Origin of the sequence: Granulicella sp. 5B5 (genome assembly GCF_014083945.1) — a bacterium.
Lineage (GTDB): Bacteria > Acidobacteriota > Terriglobia > Terriglobales > Acidobacteriaceae > Granulicella.
On sequence record NZ_CP046444.1, the window covers coordinates 2,643,094 to 2,667,254 of the forward strand.

Below are 24,161 nucleotides of genomic sequence, written 5' to 3' on the forward strand. Positions count from 1 at the left end.
CAGGCATCCAAGCCTTTCTGGTCGATATTCGATGCGAACGTTTCAATGGTCGGATTGCGCAGTCGGCGCATCTACCATGAGAGAGTTGTATCAGACCGGTGTGACACGGAGGGAAGTCGAACCATGAGCTCGGCAATCCAGCAACGACTGGCAGAGGAGCGGCCGCGGCCGCGAGTCATCATCATTGGAGCAGGTTTTGCTGGGCTGGCTGCGGCGCGGCGGTTGGGCAAACTCGCTGTAGATGTGACGCTGCTGGATCGCAAGAACCACCACACGTTTCAGCCACTGCTCTACCAGGTGGCGCTGGCTGTGCTTTCGCCGGGCGATATCGCACAGCCTATCCGCAGCATTGTGCGCGACTTTCAGAACACGGAAGTCGTGATGGACGAGGTGCTTGGCATCGACACGGTGAAACGCCGCGTACACATCAAGAGCGGTGTGGAGATGATCTACGACTACCTGATCCTCGCCACCGGCTCCACGCACAGCTACTTTGGCAAGCCGGAGTGGGCGGCGCTGGCGCCCGGCCTGAAGACCGTGGAGGATGCGACGGAGATCCGCCGCCGCGTGCTGCTGGCCTTTGAGCTGGCCGAGCGGCAGATGCTGGAGACCGGTACGCACCCGCCACTGCAGTTTGTCGTGATTGGCGGCGGCCCCACGGGGGTTGAGCTTGCCGGGGCCATCTCAGACATTGCGCGGCTTTACATGACGAAGGACTTTCGCCACATCGACACCAAGACCGCGCAGGTGCTCATTCTGGAGGGCTCGCCACATGTGCTCGCGGCATACCCTGAGGACCTGCAGCAGAGCGCGGTGAAGCAGTTGAACGCGCTGGGCGTGATGGTCCGCACGGGTGCGCATGTAACGGACATCCAGCCCGGCTATGTGATGGTGGGCGATGAGCGCGTGGAGAGCTGCTGTACGCTGTGGGCGGCGGGCGTGCAGGCTTCGCCGCTGGGCAAGCTGCTGGCGCAGACGCCGGGGGTTGAGCTCGACCGGCGCGGCTGCGTGATGGTGAACCAGTATCTCAACCCCAAGAACCTGCCTGAGGTCTTTGTCTGTGGCGACCTTGCGCACGCGGAGCAGGACGGCAAGCAGGTCCCCGGTGTTGCGCAACCGGCCATGCAGATGGGCGATTATGCGGCGCGGCGCATCGGACTGCTCATCGCGAACTCCGACAAGGCCGCTAAGATGAAGCCGTTCCGTTACTTCGACAAGGGCGACATGGCGACCATCGGGCGCAAGGCCGCGGTGGCGCGCGTGTCGTGGCCGTTCAAGGCGAACCTGTCAGGGTTTATTGCATGGATGATGTGGATGTTCGTGCATATCTATTTTCTGGTCGGCTTCCGCAACCGGCTCTCCGTGTTCCGCAGCTGGGCATTTACATACATTCAGCTACAGGACGGCGTGCGCCTGATCATCGGTTCACAGACACTGCCTGGCTGGGACGAGCTTGCACCCACGCCAGCAGCACCGGGCGATCAAAAGATATAGCCGCGCAGCATACCTTCTGCCGCGCGGCCAGGGATCAGAGTGCGGAAGTTTACTTGATGCGGAAGACGAGGCCAGCCGAGAAGTTCAGCAACTTGGCTGCGGGGATGCTGGTTCCGCTCTGGTGGACCTGGCTGCTGGTCGTTGTCACGGAGCCGTAGCCGACCTCGATAATGCGCCAGTCCACATGCTTACCCAGTGTCTTGTCCGCGCCCACAAAGCCGTCAAACGCTAACTTGGTGGTGTGCGCGCCGTTGTACGGAGAGTGCGTCGTGCCCGAGCCGATGGAGATCTGCGCATATGGCTTGAGGCCAAAGGCCAGCGGGTGCGAGGCTACACGCGGCCCCACAAGAAAGCTGTTCAGCAGCGCGTTGTTGCCGTGCTCGATCTGGTCGCGCACATCAAAGCTTACATTCAGCGCTGGGTTCTGGAGGAACGTGTAGTAGCCGCCGATGCTCACCCCGCCGAAGGTCTGCGAGGTATCGTTGTCGCCTAAAAACGCGAACGGCCCGGTGTCCGCCTTGCTGTTGCTCGCGCGGGTCACAATCGGGTTCAAGTACAGGCCGATCTGTGCGTGTGCAGCGACAGTCGTCAGGGCAAGGGCAAAGGTCGAAACAAGATACCGCAGCTTCATTAAAAACGATCCTCAGATAGGTGGCGCTGGTCGGGTTGCGCGGGACTCTAGCAGGTTAGACTCTGCCCAAAGCGCACTGTCACAAGTCTAGTGCCTCCAGCGTGTGCGCGGGGAGCCTCCGGGGCGCAAATCGGCGTTTTCGGGCAAAGAAAATCGGCGGCCACCCCTTGTGGGCGACCGCCGATCGTGTTTGCGCCTTGCAGCTGCAGCCTAGACGCCTACCGGCTCCTGCACCTTCACCGGCGTCAGCCAGTTGTGGCGGTCGGGCGCATGGCCGTTGACGATGTCGAAGAACGCCTTATGCAGCGCGCTGGTGATGGGCCCCATAGAGCCGTCGCCGATCAGGATGCGGTCGACCGAGCGCAGGTGCGTGACCTCTGCGGCGGTGCCGGTGAAGAAGGCCTCGTCGCAGATATAGAGTAGCTCGCGCGGCAGCGACTGCTCCACGACCGTGTAGCCGTGCTCTTTCGCCAGCGTCATGATGGAGTCGCGCGTGATGCCGCTGAGCACACTGTTTGCCAGCGGCGTGGTGTAGATGGTGCCGCCGCGGACGAGGAACAGGTTCTCGCCTGAGCCCTCCGAGAGATAGCCGTTGCGGTCCAACGCAATGCCCTCGGAGTAGCCGTTGATGTCGGCCTCCATGCGGATCAGCTGCGAGTTCATGTAGTTCGCACCAGCCTTCGCGAGCGAGGGCATCGTGTTCGGCGCGAGCCGGTTCCAGCTGGAGATGCAGACATCCGCACCATCGTTGCCGGCAACGTACTTGCCCCACGGGAAGTTCGCAACGTACACCTCGACCGGCACCTTGATCGGGTTCACGCCGATCTCGCCGTAGCCGCGGAACGCGATCGGACGAATGTAGCAGGGTGTCACGCCGTTGGCTTCCACCACGTCCACCACCGACGCCTTAAGCTGCTCGAGCGTGTAGGGAAGCTCCATGCGGTAGATCTTCGCGGAGTCGATGAGCCGCTGCATGTGCTCAGTAAGCCGGAAGATGCCCGCGCCTTCGCCCTGCGTGTAACAGCGAATGCCTTCAAATACCGACGAGCCATAGTGGACCACATGGCTCATCACATGGATATTGGCCTTCTCCCACGGAATCAGATCTCCGTTGTGCCAGATGTTTTTCGTCGCCTGGATCGGCATACTTCACATTCCTTTCTATGCTGCCGGTTACTTCACGGTAGCTGGGCCTTCCGCTTTCAAATGTATTGTAAGGGGAATCTTCAACAGAAGCAGGCAAATCAATAGCAACGCAGCGCATTTCAATATGCCGTTCACGCGCATACCGCGTAGCTCGATCCAGGTTTGCGAGGTGGCCAGAACCGCGAAGGCTGCGAAGAAGGTCTTCGCCTGCGGAAAGACTTCGCCTCTCTGTATGGCTGCAAGGTACGCAGCCGTCACGATCCCCACCACGAGATAGCTATGGATCAGCGTGTAGTCATAAGAGACAGGCGGCAGCAGTTCCAATGCGATGAGCAGCAGGCATAGCTGGTTCAACAGTGGCAGCCGACGCATCCAGCGCAGGTAGATCACCGGTGCGACGATGAGTACTGTCGCCTCATAGGCCATGCCGAGATGCGGCCAGTTCTGCCCTAAATGCAGCATGTTCAGCGACAGAACCTCTTTGATAGCGCCGAGGATTGTGTGGTCCTGGTTCAACTCGCTGCGGCGTGCTGACCCGGCGTAGTGGCCCAGAAAACCTGCGACGCCATGCACGCTTCCCATCATGGCGGCGACAACAGTTGGGCCAACATACCAGCAAGACGCTAAGAGCGTGGCTGCACCGCTGCAGGCACCCACGACAAAGGCCCACAGCGTTTTGCGGTGCAAGAGCACCAGTAGAACTACTAGTGGATAGAGTTTGAGGGCGCCCGTACATCCCCACAGCACGGCTGCGAGCATCGGGCGATTGCGGAGATACGCCCACACGCCCGCGGCCAGGCCGATGTAGACAAACAGTTCCAGATTTCCGCGGTCGTATAGCGTGTGCCACGGATAGCTTGTCAACAGCAGGGTCAAGGTGAGCGCGCAGGCATTTCTCGTTGCTACCCGGTGTGTCCGCAGTAAATGAAAAAACAGGGCCGCCGAGAGGAAAGCGCTGCTGGCGAGCAGCAGGTTGAAGACCAGGTGTGTCCTCTCACCAAAGCTGTAGAGCCACGCATAGATCACCGCGAGCGGTGCGGGATACGCGAAGCGGTCCTGGCTGGTGAAGAAAGCCGAGGTGTGCAGGTATTGGAAGAGAGCGTGATAGTGCCACAGGTCTCCGAAGCGGTCCGGCCCCTCCGACCAAAGTTGGGCCTCCAGAAGAGGCACACCGCGAATCCGGTACCAGAGGAGGACCAGCGCGGTCAGTGCGGTCAGAGCCCATATCATCCGGAAGTAGAACCGCAGCCCATCGGGCTTGATCGGTGGAGGCTGTTGAGCTGGTTCAGGCTCCGCGCCGAGCGACCGCGATCTCCGTCCATTTTCGTATGTAAGCGGCTTCATCACAGGAGTTGCCGCTACTGTAGCACGGACCTCGAGCGTTCTTCGTTGAGTCGATGCTGGCTGTGAAAGAATCAGATCTCCATGTTCGGCCCCAACCCAGCCTCGGCCCTTGAGCACTCGGTTTATGTGCGCTTCTCTCTGCTTGCGCTCAGCTCGATCTTCTTTCTCGTGGACCCCTTTGCCGCGCTGCCGACCTTCCTGGGTGTGACTGCGGGCTACGATGCGGCACGTCGTGTTCGCACCGCGCGCAAGGCCTCACTTACGGCGTTCGTCATTCTGAGTGTGTTCGCCTTTGCGGGCCAGTTCATCTTCCGGCTCTTCGGCATCACGCTGCCGGCGTTTGAGATCGCCGGCGGCATTATCCTGCTGCTCATCGGGTTGGACATGCTGGAAGCCAAACGCTCGCCGACACAGGAGACCAGTCCAGAGACAGTGGCGGCTGCTGAAAAGGACGATGTCGGCATCGTGCCTATGGGTATCCCCATGCTTGCCGGGCCGGGTTCGATTGCGACTGTGATGGTGCTCGTCGGCCAGGCACAGACGCACTGGCAGATGGTTGCCATTATCGGCGCCATTGCAATTACTGCGGCGATCTGCTTCGTGGTGCTTGGCAGCGCTACCCGGGTGGCTGCACTACTGGGGGACACGGGCATTCGCATCCTCGTCCGCATTATGGGCCTGCTGCTGGTAGCGCTTGCCGTACAGTACTTCGTCAACGGCCTGCAGGACTTGAATGTGATAGAACGGCTGTAAAGCGCAAAGGTGCTGTATTCATAGGGGTTCCGCTACGTTTTCCTCATGCTTCCTCTGTCTTCCACAGGCGAAAGAGTTGCACTACCCCGTTGCCTTTGCTATTGTTGGGAAGTCGCAAATGACCGCGACGACGTTCTGAGACAAGCGAGTTGCAAAGATACGCAACGTCATGTACTCTGAATGAGTAGCAAATGCTTCGCGCCTGAGTCCTGTTGGACGTTGACGGCAAGCCGGAGCGCAGTCCAAGCGTTTGACCGCGGTAGTAAGAGCCACTGGTTGTAGTAGTAACCAAGCCGTCCGCCTCCAAACCCAAGCCACTGCAAGTCGCAAACAAGGTAGAGTTTCTACCGGGTTTGTATTGTTTTGAAGCCTAGCGCTTCACGGCTCCTTTTCGGGTCGTACGGATGTTTTGACAATTTGCGCTGTGATTCTGCTTCAACTCTTTCGCTGATACAGTCCGAAAGAAAAGTTGAAGAAAAGAGTTGACAAGCGAACGAGAGTTCGATACTCTCAGAAAGTTCGCGCAAAACACTGCAGCGAGGCCGGTGAACAAAAGAAACACTTTCCCGGATACTCCCCAGTACAAACAGCGCAATCAAGTTCGAGGACACAAAGCTACGTGGCTATGCCCTAGCGTTGGTCCTTGATCCAAAACTGCCCGCTCAGGCGTGTGCAGTTGGGATCTTTGACAACATAGTTGAACGTGCCAGTCGTGAGATGACATGAAGTTTGGTTGAGTTATCTCACTAGTTATACCCTCCAGCGCTTTTCGAGCAGCTGGAGGCGCTTGACTCTTGGGACCCCTGTCCTGCAAGAGCAAGCAAACCAAGATTAAACGAGAGTTTGATCCTGGCTCAGAATCAACGCTGGCGGCGTGCCTAACACATGCAAGTCGCACGAGAAAGGGGCTTCGGCCCTGAGTACAGTGGCGCACGGGTGAGTAACACGTGAATCATCTACCTTCGAGTGGGGAATAACTGAGAGAAATCTTAGCTAATACCGCATAATACCTACGGGTCAAAGCAGCAATGCGCTTGAAGAGGAGTTCGCGGCAGATTAGTTAGTTGGCGGGGTAATGGCCCACCAAGACGATGATCTGTATCCGGCCTGAGAGGGCGCACGGACACACTGGAACTGAAACACGGTCCAGACTCCTACGGGAGGCAGCAGTGGGGAATTTTGCGCAATGGGGGAAACCCTGACGCAGCAACGCCGCGTGGAGGATGAAATATCTTGGTATGTAAACTCCTTTCGATGGGGAAGATTATGACGGTACCCATAGAAGAAGCCCCGGCTAACTTCGTGCCAGCAGCCGCGGTAATACGAGGGGGGCAAGCGTTGTTCGGAATTATTGGGCGTAAAGGGTGCGTAGGCGGTTTGATAAGTCTTATGTGAAATCTATGGGCTCAACCCATAGTCTGCATAGGAAACTGTCGGGCTTGAGTATGGGAGAGGTGAGTGGAATTTCCGGTGTAGCGGTGAAATGCGTAGATATCGGAAGGAACACCTGTGGCGAAAGCGGCTCACTGGACCATTACTGACGCTGATGCACGAAAGCTAGGGGAGCAAACAGGATTAGATACCCTGGTAGTCCTAGCCCTAAACGATGATTGTTTGATGTGGGGGGTACCCAATCCTCCCGTGTCGAAGCTAACGCGATAAACAATCCGCCTGGGGAGTACGGTCGCAAGGCTGAAACTCAAAGGAATTGACGGGGGCCCGCACAAGCGGTGGAGCATGTGGTTTAATTCGACGCAACGCGAAGAACCTTACCTGGGCTCGAAATGTACAGGACACCCCTAGAAATAGGGTCTCCCAGCAATGGGTCTGTATATAGGTGCTGCATGGCTGTCGTCAGCTCGTGTCGTGAGATGTTGGGTTAAGTCCCGCAACGAGCGCAACCCTTACCTCTAGTTGCTACCATTTAGTTGAGCACTCTAGCGGAACCGCCTCGGATAACGGGGAGGAAGGCGGGGATGACGTCAAGTCCTCATGGCCTTTATGTCCAGGGCTACACACGTGCTACAATGGCCGGTACAAACCGCTGCAACCCCGCGAGGGTGAGCTAATCGGAAAAAGCCGGCCTCAGTTCGGATTGGAGTCTGCAACTCGACTCCATGAAGCTGGAATCGCTAGTAATCGTGGATCAGCATGCCACGGTGAATACGTTCCCGGGCCTTGTACACACCGCCCGTCACATCACGAAAGTGGGTTGCACTAGAAGTCGGTGCGCTAACCGCAAGGGAGCAGCCGCCCAAGGTGTAATTCATGATTGGGGTGAAGTCGTAACAAGGTAGCCGTAGGAGAACCTGCGGCTGGATCACCTCCTTTCTAAAAGAGAACGCTCTGAGCATCTCTTCCACCTCGCGATTGCGAGCAGCTAGATCCATCGGATCGAGCTGAGGAAGCAGGATGGCTCAGACACCTTCTGTCTAGCTTCGGCGAAACAGAAGAGTCAAGCTCAACCCTCTTTTGCTTCTTAGAATCAACACCGATGGTCAGATCAAGCGTAGCTTGATCGCACGTTCAACTGTGTCCTCGAAAACCTTCGAGAGAGCTCAAAAGCCGGTGACGGTCTCCTTCGGGAGAGCCGCGCCGGTGACAGAGCAGCAAGCCAGTGAGCCTATGGCAAACCGGCGATGCCGGGCCTGTAGCTCAGTTGGCTAGAGCGCACCCCTGATAAGGGTGAGGTCGATAGTTCGAATCTATCCAGGCCCACCATAATCTCGTTGTTCGGTTATACTGGACAGCAGTGGGGCTGTAGCTCAGTTGGGAGAGCGCCTGCTTTGCAAGCAGGATGTCATCGGTTCGATCCCGGTCAGCTCCACCAAAACTCTCTAAGGTTCGTAGTAAAAGGCAACCTGTTCAAGGTTGAGCCTCGGCAAGCGTCGAAGCTGATCCTTGAGCATGTCGCGAAAGCGCATGTCTCCAAGCCTGCTCCAGAGCAGGTAGCTGCAACGGTAAGTTGCCGCAGACGATATTTGACAACTGAATAGATTGGGTAAATATAACTACAAGGCTGAGCAGCATAAGGCTTACAGGTAGTTTCTGTAATTCGATAGCTGTCAGTATTGAGTGTCTTTAGATAATTCGAGTAACCCTCTCGCCCTAATCCAGCGAGAGATAAGTTACTGAAGGCGGACAAAACAACGTAGATTACTCTACGGTCAGAGGTAGTTTCTCTGATGCGTGCGAGTAAATTCTATGGTCAAGCTACTAAGGGCGCACGGTGGATGCCTTGGCAGAAACAGGCGATGAAGGACGTGGCAAGCTGCGATAAGCTTCGGGGAGCCGCACACAGGCGTTGATCCGGAGATTTCCGAATGGGGAAACCCACATACGCAAACCGTATGTATGCCCGACTGAATACATAGGTCGGTGCAGGCGAACGGAGGGAAGTGAACCATCTCAGTACCTCCAGGAGAAGAAAGAAACCTCGATTCCGATAGTAGTGGCGAGCGAACTCGGAATAGCCCAAACCAGAACTATTTCGGTAGTTTTGGGGTTGTAGGGCCTGCAACAGTAGAGTTACCAATCTGGTCGATAGTCAAAGTGGTTGGAAAGCCACCCGATACAGCGTGACAGGCGCGTAGACGAAATTGATCCAGACTCGAAGCAGGTACCTGAGTAAGGCGGGGCACGTGAAACCCTGCTTGAATCCACGGGGACCATCCCGTAAGGCTAAATACTCGTTTCTGACCGATAGTGAACCAGTACCGTGAGGGAAAGGCGAAAAGAACCCCGAGAGGGGAGTGAAATAGTACCTGAAACCGTGTGCCTACAAGCAGTGGGAGGACTATGCTCCGTGAGGAGAATGTCTGACCGCGTGCCTATTGCATAATGAGCCGGCTAGTTATTCTTGTCAGCAAGGTTAAGCGTGAGCGAGCCGCAGCGAAAGCGAGTCTGAATAGGGCGATTCAGTTGGCAGGAATAGACGCGAAGCGGGATGATCTACCCTTGGCCAGGTTGAAGTTGGGGTAACACCTAATGGAGGACCGAACCGGTGTTTGTTGAAAAAAGCTCGGATGAGCTGAGGGTAGGGGTGAAAGGCTAATCAAATTCCGTGATAGCTCGTTCTCTCCGAAATAGCTTTAGGGCTAGCGTCGGGTGATTTGGATCGGTGGTAGAGACATGGATGGACTAGGGGGCTTTCCGGCTTACTGAATCCAACCAAACTTCGAATGCCGATCACAACCAGCCCGGCAGTCAGACTGTGGGGGCTAAGCTTCACAGTCGAGAGGAAAACAGTCCAGACCGCCTGCTAAGGTCCCAAAATTATAGTTAAGTGGGAAAGGAAGTCGGAACGCTCAGACAGCCAGGAGGTTGGCTTAGAAGCAGCCATCCTTTAAAGAAAGCGTAATAGCTCACTGGTCAAGCGGTCCGGTGCCGACAATACAACGGGGCTAAAACTATATACCGAAGCAGCGGATGCACACATTAGTGTGCGTGGTAGGAGAGCATTCTGTCGTGAATGAAGCGTAACTGAGAAGATACGTGGACATTACAGAAGAGACCCTGCCGGCATAAGTAGCGATAAGGGAGGTGCGAACCCTCCCCGCCGAAAGTCTAAGGTTTCCTGAGGAAGGTTAATCCGCTCAGGGTTAGGCGGTCCCTAAGCCGAGGCCGAGAGGCGTAGGCGATGGATTTCCGGTTAATATTCCGGACCTCCCAAATCATCGTTATTACGATGGGGTGACGCATAAGGATAAGCAGGACCTCATATGGCTATGGGGTTTGATACGCGTAAGCTGGTTTCGATAGGCAAATCCGTCGAGACTCAACAGTGAGGCGTAAAACAGTAAGGCGTATGCCCGAAAGCTGCTGATTTCATGGTGCCAAGAAAAACCTCTAAGGAGAAGATTTGGGAACCGTACCACAAACCGACACAGGTAGACGAGGAGAATATCCAAAGGCGCTCGAGTGAAAGCTTGTTAAGGAACTCGGCAAATTAGACCCGTAACTTCGGGAGAAGGGTCGCCCACCTCTGGTGGGCCGCAGCGAAATGCGAACGGCGACTGTTTAACAAAAACACAGGTCTCTGCAAAGTCTAAAACGACGTATAGGGGCTGACTCCTGCCCGGTGCCGGAAGGTTAAAGAGAGAGGTTAGCGCAAGCGAAGCTTTGAACTGAAGCCCCGGTGAACGGCGGCCGTAACTATAACGGTCCTAAGGTAGCGAAATTCCTTGTCGGGTAAGTTCCGACCTGCACGAATGGAGTAACGATCGTTCGACTGTCTTAACGAGTTGCTCGGCGAACTTGTAGTACCGGTGAAGATGCCGGTTACCCGCAGCTAGACGAAAAGACCCCGTGCACCTTTACTATACTTTTACAGTGAGTTACGGCTCTTGCTGCGCAGGATAGGTGGGAGGCTTTGAGACCAGGTTCTTGGACTTGGTGGAGCCAACGGTGAGATACCACCCTGCGAGTGTTGTGATTCTAACCTCCACCCCTTATCGGGGTGAGGGACATTGTAAGACGGGTAGTTTGACTGGGGCGGTCGCCTCCTAAATTGTAACGGAGGCGCGCGAAGCTACACTCAGGTCGTTTGGAAATCGACCGTCGAGTGCAAAGGCATAAGTGTGGTTAACTGCAAGACCTACAAGTCGAGCAGATGCGAAAGCAGGCCTTAGTGATCCGGTGGTTCTGTATGGAAGGGCCATCGCTCAACGGATAAAAGGTACGCCGGGGATAACAGGCTGATCATTGCCAAGAGTTCATATCGACGCAATGGTTTGGCACCTCGATGTCGGCTCATCGCATCCTGGAGCTGTAGAAGGTTCCAAGGGTTAGGCTGTTCGCCTATTAAAGCGGTACGTGAGCTGGGTTCAGAACGTCGCGAGACAGTTCGGTCTCTATCTGCTGTGGGCGTAGGAGATTTGAAGAGGGCTGTCCTTAGTACGAGAGGACCGGGATGGACGAACCTCTTGTGTTCCAGTTGTCATGCCAATGGCACGGCTGGGTAGCGAAGTTCGGTTGTGATAACCGCTGAATGCATATAAGCGGGAAGCACGCTCTAAGATGAGATCTCCCAACCCAAAAGGGTAATGAAGGGCCCAGGAAGACCACCTGGTTGATAGGCTGGAGGTTGAAGCGCAGTAATGTGTGGAGCTTACCAGTACTAATCGCCCGTTCGGCTTGTCCATAGAATTTACTCTGCGCAATGTTTTGTCATTACGCTAGAGACATTCAATACAAGCTTTGTAGTTATAGAAATATAACTAAATACGCAAATAATTAGGTATATAGTCTGCTCAATCTATTCAGTTGTGAACGATCGCGCTGCGGCGCAAGTTCTCAAGTTTGCCGGTGAGTTTACCGCGAGGGTTCCACCCGTTCCCATCCCGAACACGGAAGTTAAGCCTCGTTGGGCCGATGGTACTGCACGCGTAAGTGTGTGGGAGATTAGGTGATCGCCGGCATAATTCAAGCAAAGCCCGCCCTCGTGGTGGGCTTTGCTGCTTAACTCCCTATCCTTTTTCAACCAACCTGCTTTCCAGCTTCCGTGTTGACAGTCCCGCGCCGACGCCTAGACCAGGCGAGTGAGTGACTTCGAGCAGCCACTGAGCGGCGGCAATGTAGCCGGCTTCGTCGTCCGCGTTGGAGACACGGTCCGAAAGCCGGCAACGGAGGCGAGTGATTCTGTCGAGGCCTTCCTCGGACACCTCCACGCTGCAGGCTTCGAAGCTGCACCGCGTGCTCTCAGGTTCTCGAATATATTCCAGGCTCCACGGCCGATACGTTACCCCCGCTATCTCTGCTGGAACTTCAGAGACTGGGACGGTTGATCCGGCAGCTTCATGTGGTTGCACGCACCTTTGTGCCTCCTGCGTCGGCTCGCTGGAACGTCGCCATCAAAGCGGACAGTGAATCTATAATCTGTCACCACGATCTTGCGCCCTGGAACCTTGTGCGTGACGGTGCCAAGTGGGTGTTTATTGATTGGGATGGTAGCGGGCCCGGCTCACTTCTGTGGGACCTGGCCTATGCAGCGCAGAGTTTCGTCCCTTTGATGGCGAACGGAGATCCCGTATCAGATGCGAAGCGGCTTGGTCACATCGTTGCCGGTTATGGCTTGAGCGAAGCTGAGATCGCAGCATTCATCCCAGTTCTAGCGACCCGTACACGGGCGATGTATCAGTTGCTCTATCAGAGTTCGCTAACGGGGCATCAACCGTGGGCCCGGCTCTATCAGGAAGGCCATGGAACCTACTGGGAGCAGGCTGCGATCTACATAGAACAAAACGCGGAGCGCTGGTCCACAGCGCTCCGCGTTTTGCCGCCTCTTTATTCAAACCAAAAGTAACTACCGCCGCGGTTAGAACGAGTAACTCTTCGGCGCCTTGTCACTCACCGGTGCCTTCGGAGCTTTGGGCGCTGCCGGCGCCTTGGGAGCCTTCTCCGTCATCGCGGGCGGTGCTGGTGGCGCCGGAGGCATCGGGGCCGCAGTCACCTTCCGTAGCGTCACATCGCCATCAGTGGTCGAGATCGTTACCTTGGTGCTGCCCCCCCCTACCGAGCCGTGCAGCGTGTGGTTGTCGTCGTTGTCTTGCTGCGACAGCCCAAAGTCGTTCTCCATATCGCCGTTGCGCGTGCTCGCGTCCACCTTGAAGGATGACCCAGGCGGCAGCCCTACATCTACCGAGCCATGCGTGTTCTGTATGGAGACAGTGCCTAGCGGGGCCACGCTCGTCACATTCACTTCGCCATTCCTGTTGATCACGTCTACGCTGCCCTGCACCCGATCCAGGGTAATGTTCTTGTCGGTGGTCTTCAGCACCACCGGCCCTGTCAACGCGCTAGCGTTCAAGCTATCGCTCTCCACGGAGAACTCATCGCCCAGCTTTGCCGCCTGAAAGTGCGTACGGCTTGTGTCGAAGCGCACTGAGCCGCTCACGTTCTGCAGATCGGTCGTGCCGTAAAAGTCTCCCTGCATTGCCACCGGTCCGGTCACATTGTTGACGTTTATATCCCCTGTGTGCCCGTTGATCGTCACGGAGCCCGTCATATCCTTCACGGAAACCGATGCATCGTCATCATTGATCGTGGCCTGCAAGTCGCCAGCGATCTCCCTCACATCCACATCGCCGTGGTTGGCGGAGATCGTCACCGGCTTCTGCAATTCGCTCACCGTCACATCACCGTGATCGGCGTTCACCGTAATGCCGCTGCTTGGCGGCATAGTCACGGTCAGGTCGGCCTGGCCACCCACGACGCCGGCAACGCTCAGCGTCGTCGTATTGCCGTCGTGCTGGATCGCCGGCTCCAGCTGCTTCATCTTGGTCTGTACGTCCGCCTCGTTCCAGGCGTACGCGCTCTTGTGGATGCTCACGTGCATCTGGCCGTCGGTGCTGGTGCCGTTCACCGTCACATCGCCGTGCGGGTTGCGGATCACCAGCAGCCCATTTGCCGCAATCGCCGAGCTCACATCGTCGTAGGAGTCGCTGCGATTGCCCAGTACCTGATCCAGCTTGCCGAACCCCTCACCGAACTTCTGATGCTTCCACTCCAGCCCGCGCAGCGCCGCCTGCGAGGCCAGCCCCGTGAGAATCAGCAGCACCAGCAGAAACACAATGCCGCCGCCAATCGAGCGCGGGCAGCCCATCTCAGCCGCGCGATCGCGGTCGAGCGCCCACTCCGCCAGCAGGATCACGCCTGCGGCAATCAGTACCACCGGCCACCAGTGACCGAACCATTCCAGCGCATAGAACGCCGACACGCGGTGCAGCTCCACCAGCAAAAAGTACACACCAAGCCCCAGCAGGATCAGTGGGCCAACGATCGAGGTCCGTCGCGTCGCCCTGCGCTGGGCCTTCCAGGCAATGCGCTGCATCTTCTGCTGTGCCCGGTAGGCAGCTTGCTGTGCGCGATACTGTGCCCGCGCCGCGTTGCGGTCATAGGGAGGATACGGTCCGCCCGCAGGCGGTGGTGCTCCGCCCATAGGCGGTGGTGGTGGATACGCGCTCATGTCTATTGCCCACCCTTCGGAGTATTCGCCAGGTCGGCTGCTTGGCTCTCAGTCGGGTTCGACGCCGCCCATGCTGCGCGGGTCCGCTCGGCATCCGCCTCGTTCATCGGCGGCACTACGGAGCCGCCTGCCGGATATACCGGTACTCCATAGGCCGCATTCGCCAGCGAGGTCCGCTCCAGAATCAGCACCGCGCCGAACACGATGAACAGGATCGGCCACGTCCGCCCCAGCGAGGCCACGTCCAGCGCCTGCAGCAGGAACAGCAGAGCCAGCACGGCCATCGCTACCGGCGCGCGCAGAATGCTCATCACCGGGACGCCCGCATGCAGCCGCCGCACCAGTATCAGCGCAGCCAGGCTCGCGAACAGCAGCGCCAGCACCCAGTTGAAGTTCAGGCTCCAGCCCCACTCCTGCCCAAACTCAAACAGCAGGAACACCACACCCAGGCCAATCAGCCAGATCGCGCCAACAGGGAACCGCTTGGTCACAGGCACCGGCGTAGCGGCATAGGGCTGGGCGCTGCCCGAGTAGGTCGGTGTGTAAGGTGTTGTGGGTACGCCCGCATCGCGCATTGCCTGCGCTCGAATGTCGTCGGCCATCGTCGCTGCGTACTGCTCCGGCGTGCTCCACGCGCCTGCATTGGGCGCCGATGCGAAATGTACCGGCGGCACATAGCCTACCCAGTCCGGGCCAGAGGTTGGCGGCGCGTAGCCAGCAGGTGCCGTGTAGCCTGCCGTGCCATGCGGTGCGCTGTAAGTCGTCGGTCCAGCGTTCACCGGTTCTCCCGTCCAAGCCGGGCCCGCAGGCGGTGGGGCCGCCGCGCCTGCACCCGCTGCGGCTGCTCCAGCTGTACCCGGCTGGCGTCCAAAGCCCATCCGCTCGCCAATATCATTGAGTCCGAAGGGGTTCGGCAGCGGCCGGCCTTCCAGCCGCGCCTTCGCCGTGTGGTAGGCGTCAAACACCTGGTAGAACACCCACCCTGCCACCAACAACCCAAAGATCCCATTTACGTGGTCGTTCAACGAAGCCAGCACCACGAACACCACCAGGTGGGCCACGCCCTTGGCATACTGCCCGTTGTACATTGCGCCCACGCCGGGGATCAGTCCCAGAAAACCTGCCAGCACTGGGTGCGGTAGGCTCGTCGGTATTGCGCCCATCGGAGGCACTGCACCCGCGGGTGGCACTGCTCCCACCGGCTGCACCGTCGTATATCCCTGCTGATTGCTTGTCGTCGATCCCACCCGAGCCGCGAGGCATGGCTCGCAGAAGACCCCCGTGCCCACCGGCCGTGCCGTCTCCCGCGTCAGCGGTGTCCCGCAATCCTGGCAGAAGCCCACTCGCTCTGCCGTCCCGGCCGTTCCCGCCGGGGCCTCCGTGTTGCCGGGGGCGTTGGTCCCGTAATTTGTCTCGTCGCTCATCGTACGCGCCTTCCTTCTATCCCTGGGCCAATCAATCACTCGTGCGGTGGCTGGTCTTGCCAGCCGTCCATCCTGATCGCTCCGTAATTTTGTGCTGCCTGTTGCTCTTACTGCTGTCCGTTTCCGTTCAGCTCGTTCATGCGCGACTCCATCTGGTACACCACGCGCATGTTCTCAAACTGCCTTGTCGCGCTCGCCCCGGCGTCGGCCAGGTTGCGCCGGATGCCGCTGGGCGTAAAGTCCGCCACCCGCAGGTCATGCACTCGCACGCCCATCAGGTTCAGTGTCAGCGCCAGTGAGAAGAACGCCATCGCCGCCGTCATCGCCAGGCGCGGCTGCAGCAGCATCGCTGCATTGCCCAGCGAGAACATCTCGCCCAGCTTCACGCGAGTCTCGGACCACCGGCGGTTCCAGCCGCCCTGCGCCTTCGCTGCGCCTTGGGTGCCCCATTCATGCGCAGCTTCATCGCGCATGAGTGGGGTAGCGAACTCTTCCGGTGCCACAGCCTGCGGCACCGCCACGCCCGAGGTCTCCGCCAGGATGCGCTCCAGCAAGCCCACCGGCGGCTCCGGCGTCTTCGACTTCAGCATCGAAAGCCACGCCGCGCCGCGCCGGGCTTCAGCCAGCTCCTGCGCACAGTGCGTGCAGCTGGCAACGTGGGTATCAAACGCCCGCTGCTCGTCTGCCGTCAGCGTACCGTCCACGGCCTCGGGCAGCATCGCCTCGCACACCGCGCAGTTCGCCGGAGTCTCACCAAATCCTTCGAATTGAGTCATGTTCGCCAACTCACATCACCTGCCCTTCTATACGTTTCAACAACCTTGCGAGCTCTGCCCGCCCGCGGCTGATCCGGCTCTTCACCGTACCCTGCGGAACGCCCAGTACCTCAGCGATATCCTTGTAATCCATATCTTCCAGATCGCGCAAAATCACCGCCTCGCGCAGCTCCGGAGAAACCTGTTTCAACGCCTCCTGGATCTGCATCCGCAGCTCCATTCCGGCGACCACCTGCTCCTGGCTCTTGCCCGTATCGGCCAGGCGATCGCCGCGCGTCATTCCATCCTCTTCGCCGTCGTACGTCTCGTCCAGCGAATCGGACGCGCGCTCCATCCGCGACCGCCGGTAGTTGTCCACCAGCAGGTTGCGGGTCAGCGTCGTCAACCAGGTCGTAAAGCCGCCCTTCGCGGGGTCGAAGCTCGCCAGGTTGCGATACATCTTCAAAAACGCCTCTTGCGTCAGGTCTTCGGCGTCGCTCTGCGAACCCGTAAACCGGTAGCAGATGCCATAGATACGGCGATGTTGCGTGCGGGCCAGCTTCTCCCAGGCTGCTGCATCGCCTGCCAGGCACCGCGCGGCCAGTTCGGCCAGTTCGCGCTGCTCGGCCATCGCAGCCGTCCGCTCCGGGCTCACCGCTCCCGCCTGTCCTGCCATCGCCGTGCCGCCGCTGCGTCCTGCATCCTGCGGCCCGGGTTCCAACTCGTGGGACGACCTCATGACGGGTCGAACCTCCTGATGGCTCACGCGCTCCGGAACAGCTGCTCGCTCCCGGCCCTGCGTGCGGTCTGTAGCTCGGCCTGCTGCACGGTCGCCAGCTGGGCTCACTGGACGCGGCGCACTCCGCCAGCCCGTCCTCGTTCCCCGCTGCAACATCGCCGAAACTGCTACCGTCGCCATGTTGTTTCATACGCAACGCCCCCGTAACAGTTCCGTTAAAGCAGGGAATCGAGAGCAGGAGGCAGCCAGCAGTCTTGTAACTCGGTAATTCTACTGGTATCAGTGCCTTCCACAACCCAGTGTGGCAAAGAAACCACACCAGCAGCTCTCTATTCCCCACTCCCTACTCCCTAGTATTGAATCACCCCGCACGCCACCCGGTTGCCCGCGTTGCCAGCCGGATCGCTCTTTTCGTCGTCGGCATGCTCATGCACCACCACGCTCGTACCGCCATCCAGCATCAGCGAGTTCGGCGCACTGCGGTCCAACGAGATCGAGGTGATTACAAAACTCGCCTCGCCCTTGTGGTCTTCGCCCACCAGCACATTGCTGGGCAGATCGCCGTTGTGGTGGCCTGCCATGTTCATGTAGCCGTGGTGCTTGCCATCCGGGTTGAAGTGCCCGCCAGCGCTCTTGAAGTCTGGCGGTTCACACACGGGCTTCTGGTGGACGTGCACGCCATGCGGCCCAAACGCCAGGTTCTGCAGGTGTACCGTCACTTTCACACCTTTCTTCACCGTCTTGAAGGTCACATAGCCATCATCGGCGCCATCGACGCCCTTCAGCGGCACCTTGATCTCCTTGGGAACGGGCTTGGCCGCATCCTGTGCCCGCATCGGCGCTGCACCAACGGTAGCGATACCCGCCGCCACGCCGCACATCATCAACCAGCTCCAGCGCATCGAACCATCCTCCTGGCTATCTCTTGGAAGTTGCACCACCAGCATACGCTCTGCCTCCGCTCCCGGAGCGCCCAATCCGCCACGATCTCGTGGTCTTGCTCTATCTTCTATCCCCCATCCTCTACTCCCTCTCCCGCCCCACTTATCCACCGCGTCTCGTTGATTACGATGAGGCAACGATGTCTCATCCCGCAGCCCAACCCGGCGTTCCGCAACCTGGTGTTTTAGAAGTCATCACCGGCCCCATGTTCTCCGGCAAGTCCGAGGAGCTGATCCGCCGCCTCAAGCGTGCGCGCATCGCTCGCCAGCGAGTCGCCTGCTACAAGCCCGATATCGACCTCCGCTACCACCGCACCGCCATCGCCAGCCACAGCTCGCAGACCCACGAAGCCGTCACCGTTGCCACCACCGACCGCCTCCGCGAGCACCTCTACCCGCAGTTAGCCGAGGTAGACGTCATCGGTGTAGATGAAGCCCAGTTCTTCGACGAGCACCTGATCCCGCTCGCCCTCGAGCTCGTCGCCCTCGGCAAGCGCGTCCTCATGGCCGGCCTTGACACCACCTTCTCCAACGAGCCCTTCGGCCCCGTCCCCAATCTCATGGCCCTCGCCGACAAGGTCACCAAGCTCTCCGCCGTTTGCATGGTCTGCGGAGCCTCAGCCATCCACACCCAACGCCTCGGCTCCTCGCAGGAGTTGGTCGTCGTAGGCGCCGCCGGTCTCTACGAAGCCCGCTGCCGCGCCCACTTCCACCCCGCCGGCGACTCGCCCGCCCAGCAACTGGAGCTCACTGCGCAACTGGAGCTGCCGTCGCCGGTCCCTCTCACTAAAACCGGGTGATTACGAACAGAAACGCTCCCAGAACGCCCAGGATCGTCGCCGCCAGAACCCCCGTAATGTAATAAGCGGCGAGGCGTTCTTTCCCAGCCTTCGGCCGGGTAATCCCAACACCCCATATAAAACTCTCGCTCACGATATCGGTTAGGCTTTTCATGATTGGCATCCCTCCTGTCCATATCCATTGGAGCGGACAGACAGCCCGGCTGATATGCAAATGCTGCGAGAAACGTAACTCCGATGAAGAGGCAGGATATCGAAAGCCCGCAGGGACGCGTCGCCGTTGTCCGTGGTCGCCATCTGGTCCCCTTGCTTGTCTCACAAGAGGCAACTCCGACAAGACTACAGCCGTGGAACGGTGTCGTTCTGGAACAGCATCGTGTGGCACCCGGCGAGATTCTGGAACACGAACACCCTACCCTGTGTCTTCACCTGCAGCTCGCAGGCACTCAAAGTTTCGAGTGGTGGGAGCGTGGCAAGAACGCGGTCGAACCAACGCGGCCGGGCTCTCTGATTGTCATTCCTCCCGGCACACGCGATCGTCTGCGCTGGCAGGGCCATTCCGAAAGGCTGGTCCTCTCCATTGAGAATGAGCCGCTGGAGAAGCTGGCCTCACAGCTGGGAGCGCAGCATCCCCTGGAGATAAAGTCAGCCTGGTCCCTCTTTGACTCGTCCCTGCAACACCTGATGACGGAGATGGGAAGAGAGACCCGCGAGGGCTGGCCGCTTGGCGCACTTTACGCGGACCTGCTGGCGTTGGGGCTGCAGACCAGCCTGCTCAGGAACCACTCCAATCAGCAGATCTCTCCGCCTTTCAAGGGTCGCCTCAGCCTGTCTCTCCTCAAGCGGGCCATGGAATACATCACCGCCAATCTCGCCGAAGACATTGGACTCGGACAGATTGCACGCGAGCTGGGGCTTAGTGAGTCCCACTTCGCGCATGAGTTTCGGACCTCGACCGGCGCGACTCCCTATCAATATCTGCTGCAGCAGCGTATGGAAAAAGCGAAGGCTCTGCTCAGAACCACGAAATTGCCGATCCAGAACGTCAGTGTCCTTGCGGGTTTTCGCTACCCGGCCAACTTCGTACGGACATTCCGTCAACGCGAAGGGCAGTCACCGGATGCCTGGCGCAGGGGCCAGAGCGGGCATTACTCCATGAAAATCCGGTAAAGTTATCTCGGCCGCAGATATCTCCACTGTCCCTGTGCGCACATAACTTTACATAGGGCCAGAAAACCGAAAGCCCTCAACCAGTAACAGGGGGAACGATGCTTTTACCGAAGCAGCACGTCATCAAAGCCAGTCTTGTACTCTCCGCGGCAGCTCTCGCCATGTCGCTCACGGCCTGCAAATCTTCCGGTAACGGAGCTAATCAGAACTTTGTCCTCAATGGGGCGGGCAGCACCTTCGTCTATCCGGTCATGTCGCACTGGGCGCAGTCCTACAACGACCTCCACAACAACGTCCAGATCAACTACCAGTCCATCGGCTCCGGCGGCGGAGTGCAGCAGGTCAAGAACGGCACCGTCGACTTCGGCGCCTCCGACTACGCGCTCACCGACGCGCAACTCGCCGGCATGAAGCCCGTCCTCCAGGTCCCCGAGACCGCCGGCCCCGTCTGCATCACCTACAACCTGCCCGGCCTCGCAAAGCCGCTCCAGCTCTCGTCGGACGCCATTACCGGCATCTTCCTCGGCAAGATCACCACCTGGCACGACCCCATCCTCGTCAAGGACAACCCCGGCATCAACCTGCCCAACTCCAAGATCGTCGTCGCGCACCGCACCGACGGCTCGGGCACCACCGCCGCCTTCACCACCTATCTCTCCGCTGTCTCCCCCGAGTGGAAGAGCAAGGTCGGTCAGGGCGGCGCGGTCAACTGGCCCGCTGGCGTCGGCGCCAAAGGCTCTGAGGGAGTCACCGAGCAGGTCCGTCAGTTTCCCGGCGGCATCGGCTACGTCGAGCTCACCTATGCGCAACAGAACAAGCTGCCCATCGCCAGCGTCCGCAATCTCGCGGGCAACTACGTGCAGCCCAGCACAGCCAGTACCACTGCGGCCATCGCTGCTTTCTCCGACCAGTTGAGCAAGGACCCGCGCAGCCCCATCGTCAACCCACCGGCCAGTGCGGCCCAGGCCTACCCCATCTCCATCCTCACCTTCCTGCTCATCCCCAAGGACGGCACTGACCAGGCCAAGCGCACCGCGCTCAAGGGCTTCGTGCAGTACATCATCGGCGACGGTCAGGCCACCGCAGGACAACTCAACTACGCGCCACTCCCCGACGGCGTCAAACAGTACGACCAGCAGACCCTCAATCAGATGACCGTCAACGGCCAGCCCATCCCGTAAGCATCAAGCACGCGCCCACCCATGACATCTCCACCGTCATGGGTGGGCGCGTAAGATCCTTACCCTCTACTCCTTTTCTCCTCTGCTCTCTGCCTCTATGGACCTCGCCACGCACCTCATCGAGCTCGAACGCTGTCTCCACACAGCATCCACCCGCCAGAACGCCGCCAATCTTCTCTCCGACGACTTCCGCGAGTTCGGCGCCTCCGGCCGCATCTGGGACAAGCCCACCATGCTCGTCTCCCTCGCCGCCGAGGAGCACTACCCCATCACCAGCGACCACTTCGTCTTTCAGGAACTCGCTCCCGGCCTCGCGCTGCTCACTTATACGGCCACCACGCCCACGCGCCGCTCCCTGCGCAGCAGCCTCTGGCGTCTCGAAGACGGCCACTGGCGCGTCCTCTTCCACCAGGGCACCGTCATCCCTAATCCCTAACTCCTACGCCCGCGGCATCCAGCGCAGCTCCATCGTTCTGCATAGCGGAGAGACCTGCTTCTCTAGCACGATGTTCGTCGGGCCTTCAGCACGGCAGCCGCATCGGAACCCCCGCCGCGGCAACCTCCGCCTTCAACGCCCGCGAATCCGTAACCCCAAAGTGAAAGATGCTCGCCGCCAGCGCAGCATCCGCCTTGCCTGCCTTGAACACCTCGGCAAAGTGCGCCGCGCTGCCCGCACCACCACTCGCGATCACAGGAATCTGCACCGCCTCACTCACTGCGCGCGTCAGCTCGCAGTCAAACCCGTTGCGCATACCGTCAGTGTCCATAGAGGTCAGCAGAATCTCGCCCGCACCACGCTGCTCCGCCTCTTTTGCCCACTCAACTACATTGCGACCCGTTGGTTTCCTGCCTCCGGCAACATACACCTCAGCATCGCTAACGCCGTTCACCCCACGCCGAGCATCGATCGCCACAATCACAGCCTGCGCCCCAAAGCTCGCGCCAATCTCTCCAATCAGCTCCGGCCGCGCAATCGCCGAGCTGTTGATCGACACCTTGTCCGCACCCGCCGTAAACACCGCTTCAGCATCTTCGGCACTGCGAATCCCGCCGCCCACCGTAAACGGCACAAACAGCGTCGCCGCCGTCCGCTTCACCGTATCGATCAGCGTCCCGCGCCCCTCATGTGTAGCCGTAATATCCAGCAGCACAATCTCATCCGCCCCCGCCGCCGCATGCCGGTGCGCCAGCTCCGCCGGATCGCCCGCATCGACAATATCGACAAACTGAATCCCCTTCACCACGCGCCCACCGCGCACATCCAGACACGCAATCACTCTCTTCGTCAGCATTCCGTCTTCCTTTGCGAAACTTGGCTAACTTCGCGCACTTTGCGGGAGCGCTTTTGCTTTTGGCTTCTACAGCTCCAGAAAATTCCGCAACACCTTCAACCCGGTCTCCGCGCTCTTCTCCGGATGAAACTGCACACCCATCACATTCCCGCGCTCCACGGCTGCCGTAAACTTGCCACCATACATCGTGCTCGCCGCCGTGTCCGCACTCAGCGGAGCACGCCAGCTGTGCGTGTAGTACACAAAGCTCCCCGGCGCAATCCCACGCAGCAGCCGCGACTCCGCCCGCACATCCTCCAGCGAGTTCCACCCCACATGCGGCGACTTCAACTCCTCGGCTATTTTTTCTCCGTTGATCAGCTTGGTTTCAACGGCAGGGAAGCGTTCACACTTGCCAGCAAAATGCCCCAACCCCGCCGTCTCCGGAGCCTCCGTCGACCCCTCATACAACCACTGCAACCCAACACAGATCCCCAGAAACGGAGCACCCTTGCCAACTGCTTCCCGCACCGCCTGCGTCAGCCGCAGATCCTCCAGCAACTGAGTAGCCTGAAAGTGCCCCACCCCCGGCAACACAATCTTCTCCGCCCTCAACACGTCCTCAGGCTTCTGCGTCACGACAACATCATCCGCGCCAAGAAACTTGAGCGCTTTCACAACGCTAGTAAGGTTGCCCGCTTTGTAGTCGATAACAGCGATCACGCTCGTTGTGGTCCTTTCGTCCAATCTTCCACGCGAAGACCTTTGATCCGCGCGAAGGCTTTGTCGTTTGTTACCAGCGTAAAGTCGTAGGCGAGTGCATGCGCGGCGATCATCGTGTCGAACGCGCTCATCGGATGGCCTGTGCGTCGAAGCCTTGCGGCCAGCTCCGCATAGCGCGTCGCACACCGCGAATCCCATGGCTCGATGGCGATCTCCCGCAAAAAAGGAGGAACGGTTCGCCAAACCTTGGCTTCGGACGGAAGCAGCGCGAGGCCAAAACGCATCTCCGCCTCGGTGATCGTGGAGATAGCGGCATCGCTCTTGTTCGTGTCGCGGAACCGTCGCATCAGGGGCGGACTTATGCCCTTGGTGAGAAAGCTCGCGACGTTCGTGTCCAGCAGAAAGCGGATCACTTGGAGAAGGCTCGGGGCACCGGCGGAGTGCGATCCCGCTCCATAAGGAAGTCCTCTTCGATGGGCCCCAACTCTTCGACCAGATGAAAGAACTCGTCCCAGTTTCCAGTCCTCTGCTGAGAGAGCACTACGTCACCGGTCGCAGGATCTTTGCGGATGTTCACTTCATCTCCCTCGAAGCGAAACTCTGCAGGCAGACGGACTGCCTGGCTGCGTCCATTCATGAAAAGTTTGGCGGCTGCTGGCATGGTTGCCCTCCCGTTCTTAGTATATATCAAGGTATATATCGACCGTGTTCGACGGCAGCATAGGTTGAGGCTTTCCCATGGCGGTAGCACAAGCTTCTCTGCCTTCAGTGCATCCTCAATTGGGCGTTCTCGCCCATGGCCGCCGTTCTCTTTACTGTCTACT

20 protein-coding genes, 2 tRNA genes and 3 rRNA genes are annotated in these 24,161 nt (G+C 59.1%); 12 read left to right on the forward strand and 13 right to left on the reverse strand.

Features of this window, described 5'->3' with window-relative positions; translation table 11 throughout:
- Positions 1 to 123: 123 nt before the first annotated feature.
- A complete protein-coding gene (locus GOB94_RS11140; protein ID WP_182275987.1) occupies positions 124 to 1,494 on the forward strand; it encodes an NAD(P)/FAD-dependent oxidoreductase in 1,371 nt (456 codons plus the stop codon).
- 49 nt (positions 1,495 to 1,543) lie between these two features.
- Here GOB94_RS11140 and GOB94_RS11145 read toward each other — a convergent pair whose 3' ends face one another.
- The 3 genes from GOB94_RS11145 to GOB94_RS11155 all read right to left on the reverse strand — a co-directional run bounded on the left by GOB94_RS11145 (position 1,544) and on the right by GOB94_RS11155 (position 4,441).
- The gene (locus GOB94_RS11145; protein WP_182275988.1) at positions 1,544 to 2,125 is read right to left on the reverse strand and encodes a hypothetical protein; all 582 of its coding nucleotides are present in this window, start codon (positions 2,123 to 2,125) and stop codon (positions 1,544 to 1,546) included.
- 210 nt (positions 2,126 to 2,335) lie between these two features.
- Positions 2,336 to 3,271 carry a branched-chain amino acid transaminase gene (locus tag GOB94_RS11150; protein ID WP_182275989.1) on the reverse strand — a complete coding sequence of 312 codons (936 nt, stop codon included), beginning with the start codon at positions 3,269 to 3,271 and terminating at the stop codon, positions 2,336 to 2,338.
- A 27-nt stretch (positions 3,272 to 3,298) separates the two neighbouring features.
- On the reverse strand, positions 3,299 to 4,441 hold the full coding sequence (locus tag GOB94_RS11155) for a glycosyltransferase 87 family protein (protein WP_182275990.1): 1,143 nt from the start codon (positions 4,439 to 4,441) through the stop codon (positions 3,299 to 3,301).
- Between the two features lie 255 nt (positions 4,442 to 4,696).
- Between GOB94_RS11155 and GOB94_RS11160 the strand changes: the two genes are divergently transcribed.
- The 7 genes from GOB94_RS11160 (at position 4,697) to GOB94_RS11190 (ending at position 12,671) form a co-directional block, all read left to right on the forward strand.
- Complete coding sequence (locus tag GOB94_RS11160; protein ID WP_182275991.1) at positions 4,697 to 5,368, forward strand: MarC family protein; 672 nt, start codon at positions 4,697 to 4,699, stop codon at positions 5,366 to 5,368.
- 831 nt (positions 5,369 to 6,199) lie between these two features.
- Positions 6,200 to 7,699 (forward strand): 16S ribosomal RNA (locus GOB94_RS11165).
- 313 nt (positions 7,700 to 8,012) lie between these two features.
- Positions 8,013 to 8,089 (forward strand) — tRNA-Ile (locus GOB94_RS11170).
- 33 nt (positions 8,090 to 8,122) lie between these two features.
- Positions 8,123 to 8,198 (forward strand) — tRNA-Ala (locus tag GOB94_RS11175).
- Positions 8,199 to 8,574: 376 nt separating this feature from the next.
- Positions 8,575 to 11,511: ribosomal RNA gene (locus GOB94_RS11180) — 23S ribosomal RNA — on the forward strand.
- 159 nt (positions 11,512 to 11,670) lie between these two features.
- Positions 11,671 to 11,787, forward strand: a 5S ribosomal RNA gene (gene rrf, locus GOB94_RS11185).
- Together the 16S, 23S and 5S rRNA genes with 2 tRNA genes alongside form the textbook arrangement of a ribosomal RNA operon.
- Positions 11,788 to 12,167: 380 nt before the next feature.
- Positions 12,168 to 12,671, forward strand: coding sequence for a phosphotransferase (locus tag GOB94_RS11190; RefSeq protein ID WP_346265620.1), 504 nt, complete (start codon positions 12,168 to 12,170; stop codon positions 12,669 to 12,671).
- 12 nt (positions 12,672 to 12,683) lie between these two features.
- Here GOB94_RS11190 and GOB94_RS11195 read toward each other — a convergent pair whose 3' ends face one another.
- The 5 genes from GOB94_RS11195 to GOB94_RS11215 all read right to left on the reverse strand — a co-directional run bounded on the left by GOB94_RS11195 (position 12,684) and on the right by GOB94_RS11215 (position 18,153).
- Entirely contained in the window at positions 12,684 to 14,333 is a 1,650-nt protein-coding gene (locus tag GOB94_RS11195) for a DUF4097 family beta strand repeat-containing protein (protein ID WP_182275992.1), read from the reverse strand.
- Positions 14,334 to 14,335: 2 nt separating this feature from the next.
- Positions 14,336 to 15,757, reverse strand: a complete 1,422-nt coding sequence (locus GOB94_RS11200) for a hypothetical protein (RefSeq protein WP_182275993.1) — start codon at positions 15,755 to 15,757, stop codon at positions 14,336 to 14,338.
- A 107-nt stretch (positions 15,758 to 15,864) separates the two neighbouring features.
- Positions 15,865 to 16,533 carry a zf-HC2 domain-containing protein gene (locus tag GOB94_RS11205; RefSeq protein ID WP_255484420.1) on the reverse strand — a complete coding sequence of 223 codons (669 nt, stop codon included), beginning with the start codon at positions 16,531 to 16,533 and terminating at the stop codon, positions 15,865 to 15,867.
- 10 nt (positions 16,534 to 16,543) lie between these two features.
- Positions 16,544 to 17,251 (reverse strand): sigma-70 family RNA polymerase sigma factor, encoded by a 708-nt coding sequence (locus GOB94_RS11210; RefSeq protein ID WP_182275995.1) that lies wholly within the window; start codon positions 17,249 to 17,251, stop codon positions 16,544 to 16,546.
- 350 nt (positions 17,252 to 17,601) lie between these two features.
- Positions 17,602 to 18,153 (reverse strand): superoxide dismutase family protein, encoded by a 552-nt coding sequence (locus GOB94_RS11215; RefSeq protein ID WP_182275996.1) that lies wholly within the window; start codon positions 18,151 to 18,153, stop codon positions 17,602 to 17,604.
- A 179-nt stretch (positions 18,154 to 18,332) separates the two neighbouring features.
- On the opposite strand from GOB94_RS11215, the gene GOB94_RS11220 reads away from it, so the two are divergent.
- Positions 18,333 to 18,992: a thymidine kinase gene (locus GOB94_RS11220; protein ID WP_182275997.1), complete on the forward strand. Its 660-nt coding sequence runs from the start codon at positions 18,333 to 18,335 to the stop codon at positions 18,990 to 18,992.
- Here GOB94_RS11220 and GOB94_RS11225 read toward each other — a convergent pair.
- Positions 18,979 to 19,146: a hypothetical protein gene (locus tag GOB94_RS11225; protein WP_182275998.1), complete on the reverse strand. Its 168-nt coding sequence runs from the start codon at positions 19,144 to 19,146 to the stop codon at positions 18,979 to 18,981. The two genes, GOB94_RS11220 and GOB94_RS11225, sit on opposite strands and share 14 nt — an antisense overlap.
- 83 nt (positions 19,147 to 19,229) lie before the next feature.
- On the opposite strand from GOB94_RS11225, the gene GOB94_RS11230 reads away from it, so the two are divergent.
- The 3 genes from GOB94_RS11230 (at position 19,230) to GOB94_RS11240 (ending at position 21,779) form a co-directional block, all read left to right on the forward strand.
- Entirely contained in the window at positions 19,230 to 20,162 is a 933-nt protein-coding gene (locus GOB94_RS11230) for an AraC family transcriptional regulator (protein ID WP_182275999.1), read from the forward strand.
- Between the two features lie 98 nt (positions 20,163 to 20,260).
- On the forward strand, positions 20,261 to 21,343 hold the full coding sequence (gene pstS / locus GOB94_RS11235) for a phosphate ABC transporter substrate-binding protein PstS (protein ID WP_255483870.1): 1,083 nt from the start codon (positions 20,261 to 20,263) through the stop codon (positions 21,341 to 21,343).
- Between the two features lie 97 nt (positions 21,344 to 21,440).
- On the forward strand, positions 21,441 to 21,779 hold the full coding sequence (locus GOB94_RS11240; RefSeq protein WP_182276000.1) for a DUF4440 domain-containing protein: 339 nt from the start codon (positions 21,441 to 21,443) through the stop codon (positions 21,777 to 21,779).
- An 85-nt stretch (positions 21,780 to 21,864) separates the two neighbouring features.
- On the opposite strand, the gene hisF is transcribed toward GOB94_RS11240, so the two are convergent.
- The 4 genes from hisF to GOB94_RS11260 all read right to left on the reverse strand — a co-directional run bounded on the left by hisF (position 21,865) and on the right by GOB94_RS11260 (position 23,998).
- A complete protein-coding gene (hisF, locus tag GOB94_RS11245) occupies positions 21,865 to 22,635 on the reverse strand; it encodes an imidazole glycerol phosphate synthase subunit HisF (protein WP_182276001.1) in 771 nt (256 codons plus the stop codon).
- A gap of 66 nt (positions 22,636 to 22,701) precedes the next feature.
- On the reverse strand, positions 22,702 to 23,337 hold the full coding sequence (gene hisH / locus GOB94_RS11250) for an imidazole glycerol phosphate synthase subunit HisH (protein ID WP_182276002.1): 636 nt from the start codon (positions 23,335 to 23,337) through the stop codon (positions 22,702 to 22,704).
- On the reverse strand, positions 23,334 to 23,750 hold the full coding sequence (locus GOB94_RS11255) for a type II toxin-antitoxin system VapC family toxin (RefSeq protein WP_182276003.1): 417 nt from the start codon (positions 23,748 to 23,750) through the stop codon (positions 23,334 to 23,336). The genes hisH and GOB94_RS11255 overlap by 4 nt, the downstream gene beginning before the upstream one ends.
- Positions 23,747 to 23,998, reverse strand: a complete 252-nt coding sequence (locus GOB94_RS11260) for an AbrB/MazE/SpoVT family DNA-binding domain-containing protein (protein WP_182276004.1) — start codon at positions 23,996 to 23,998, stop codon at positions 23,747 to 23,749. Before GOB94_RS11260 ends, GOB94_RS11255 begins: the two co-directional genes overlap by 4 nt.
- Positions 23,999 to 24,161 lie beyond the last annotated feature (163 nt).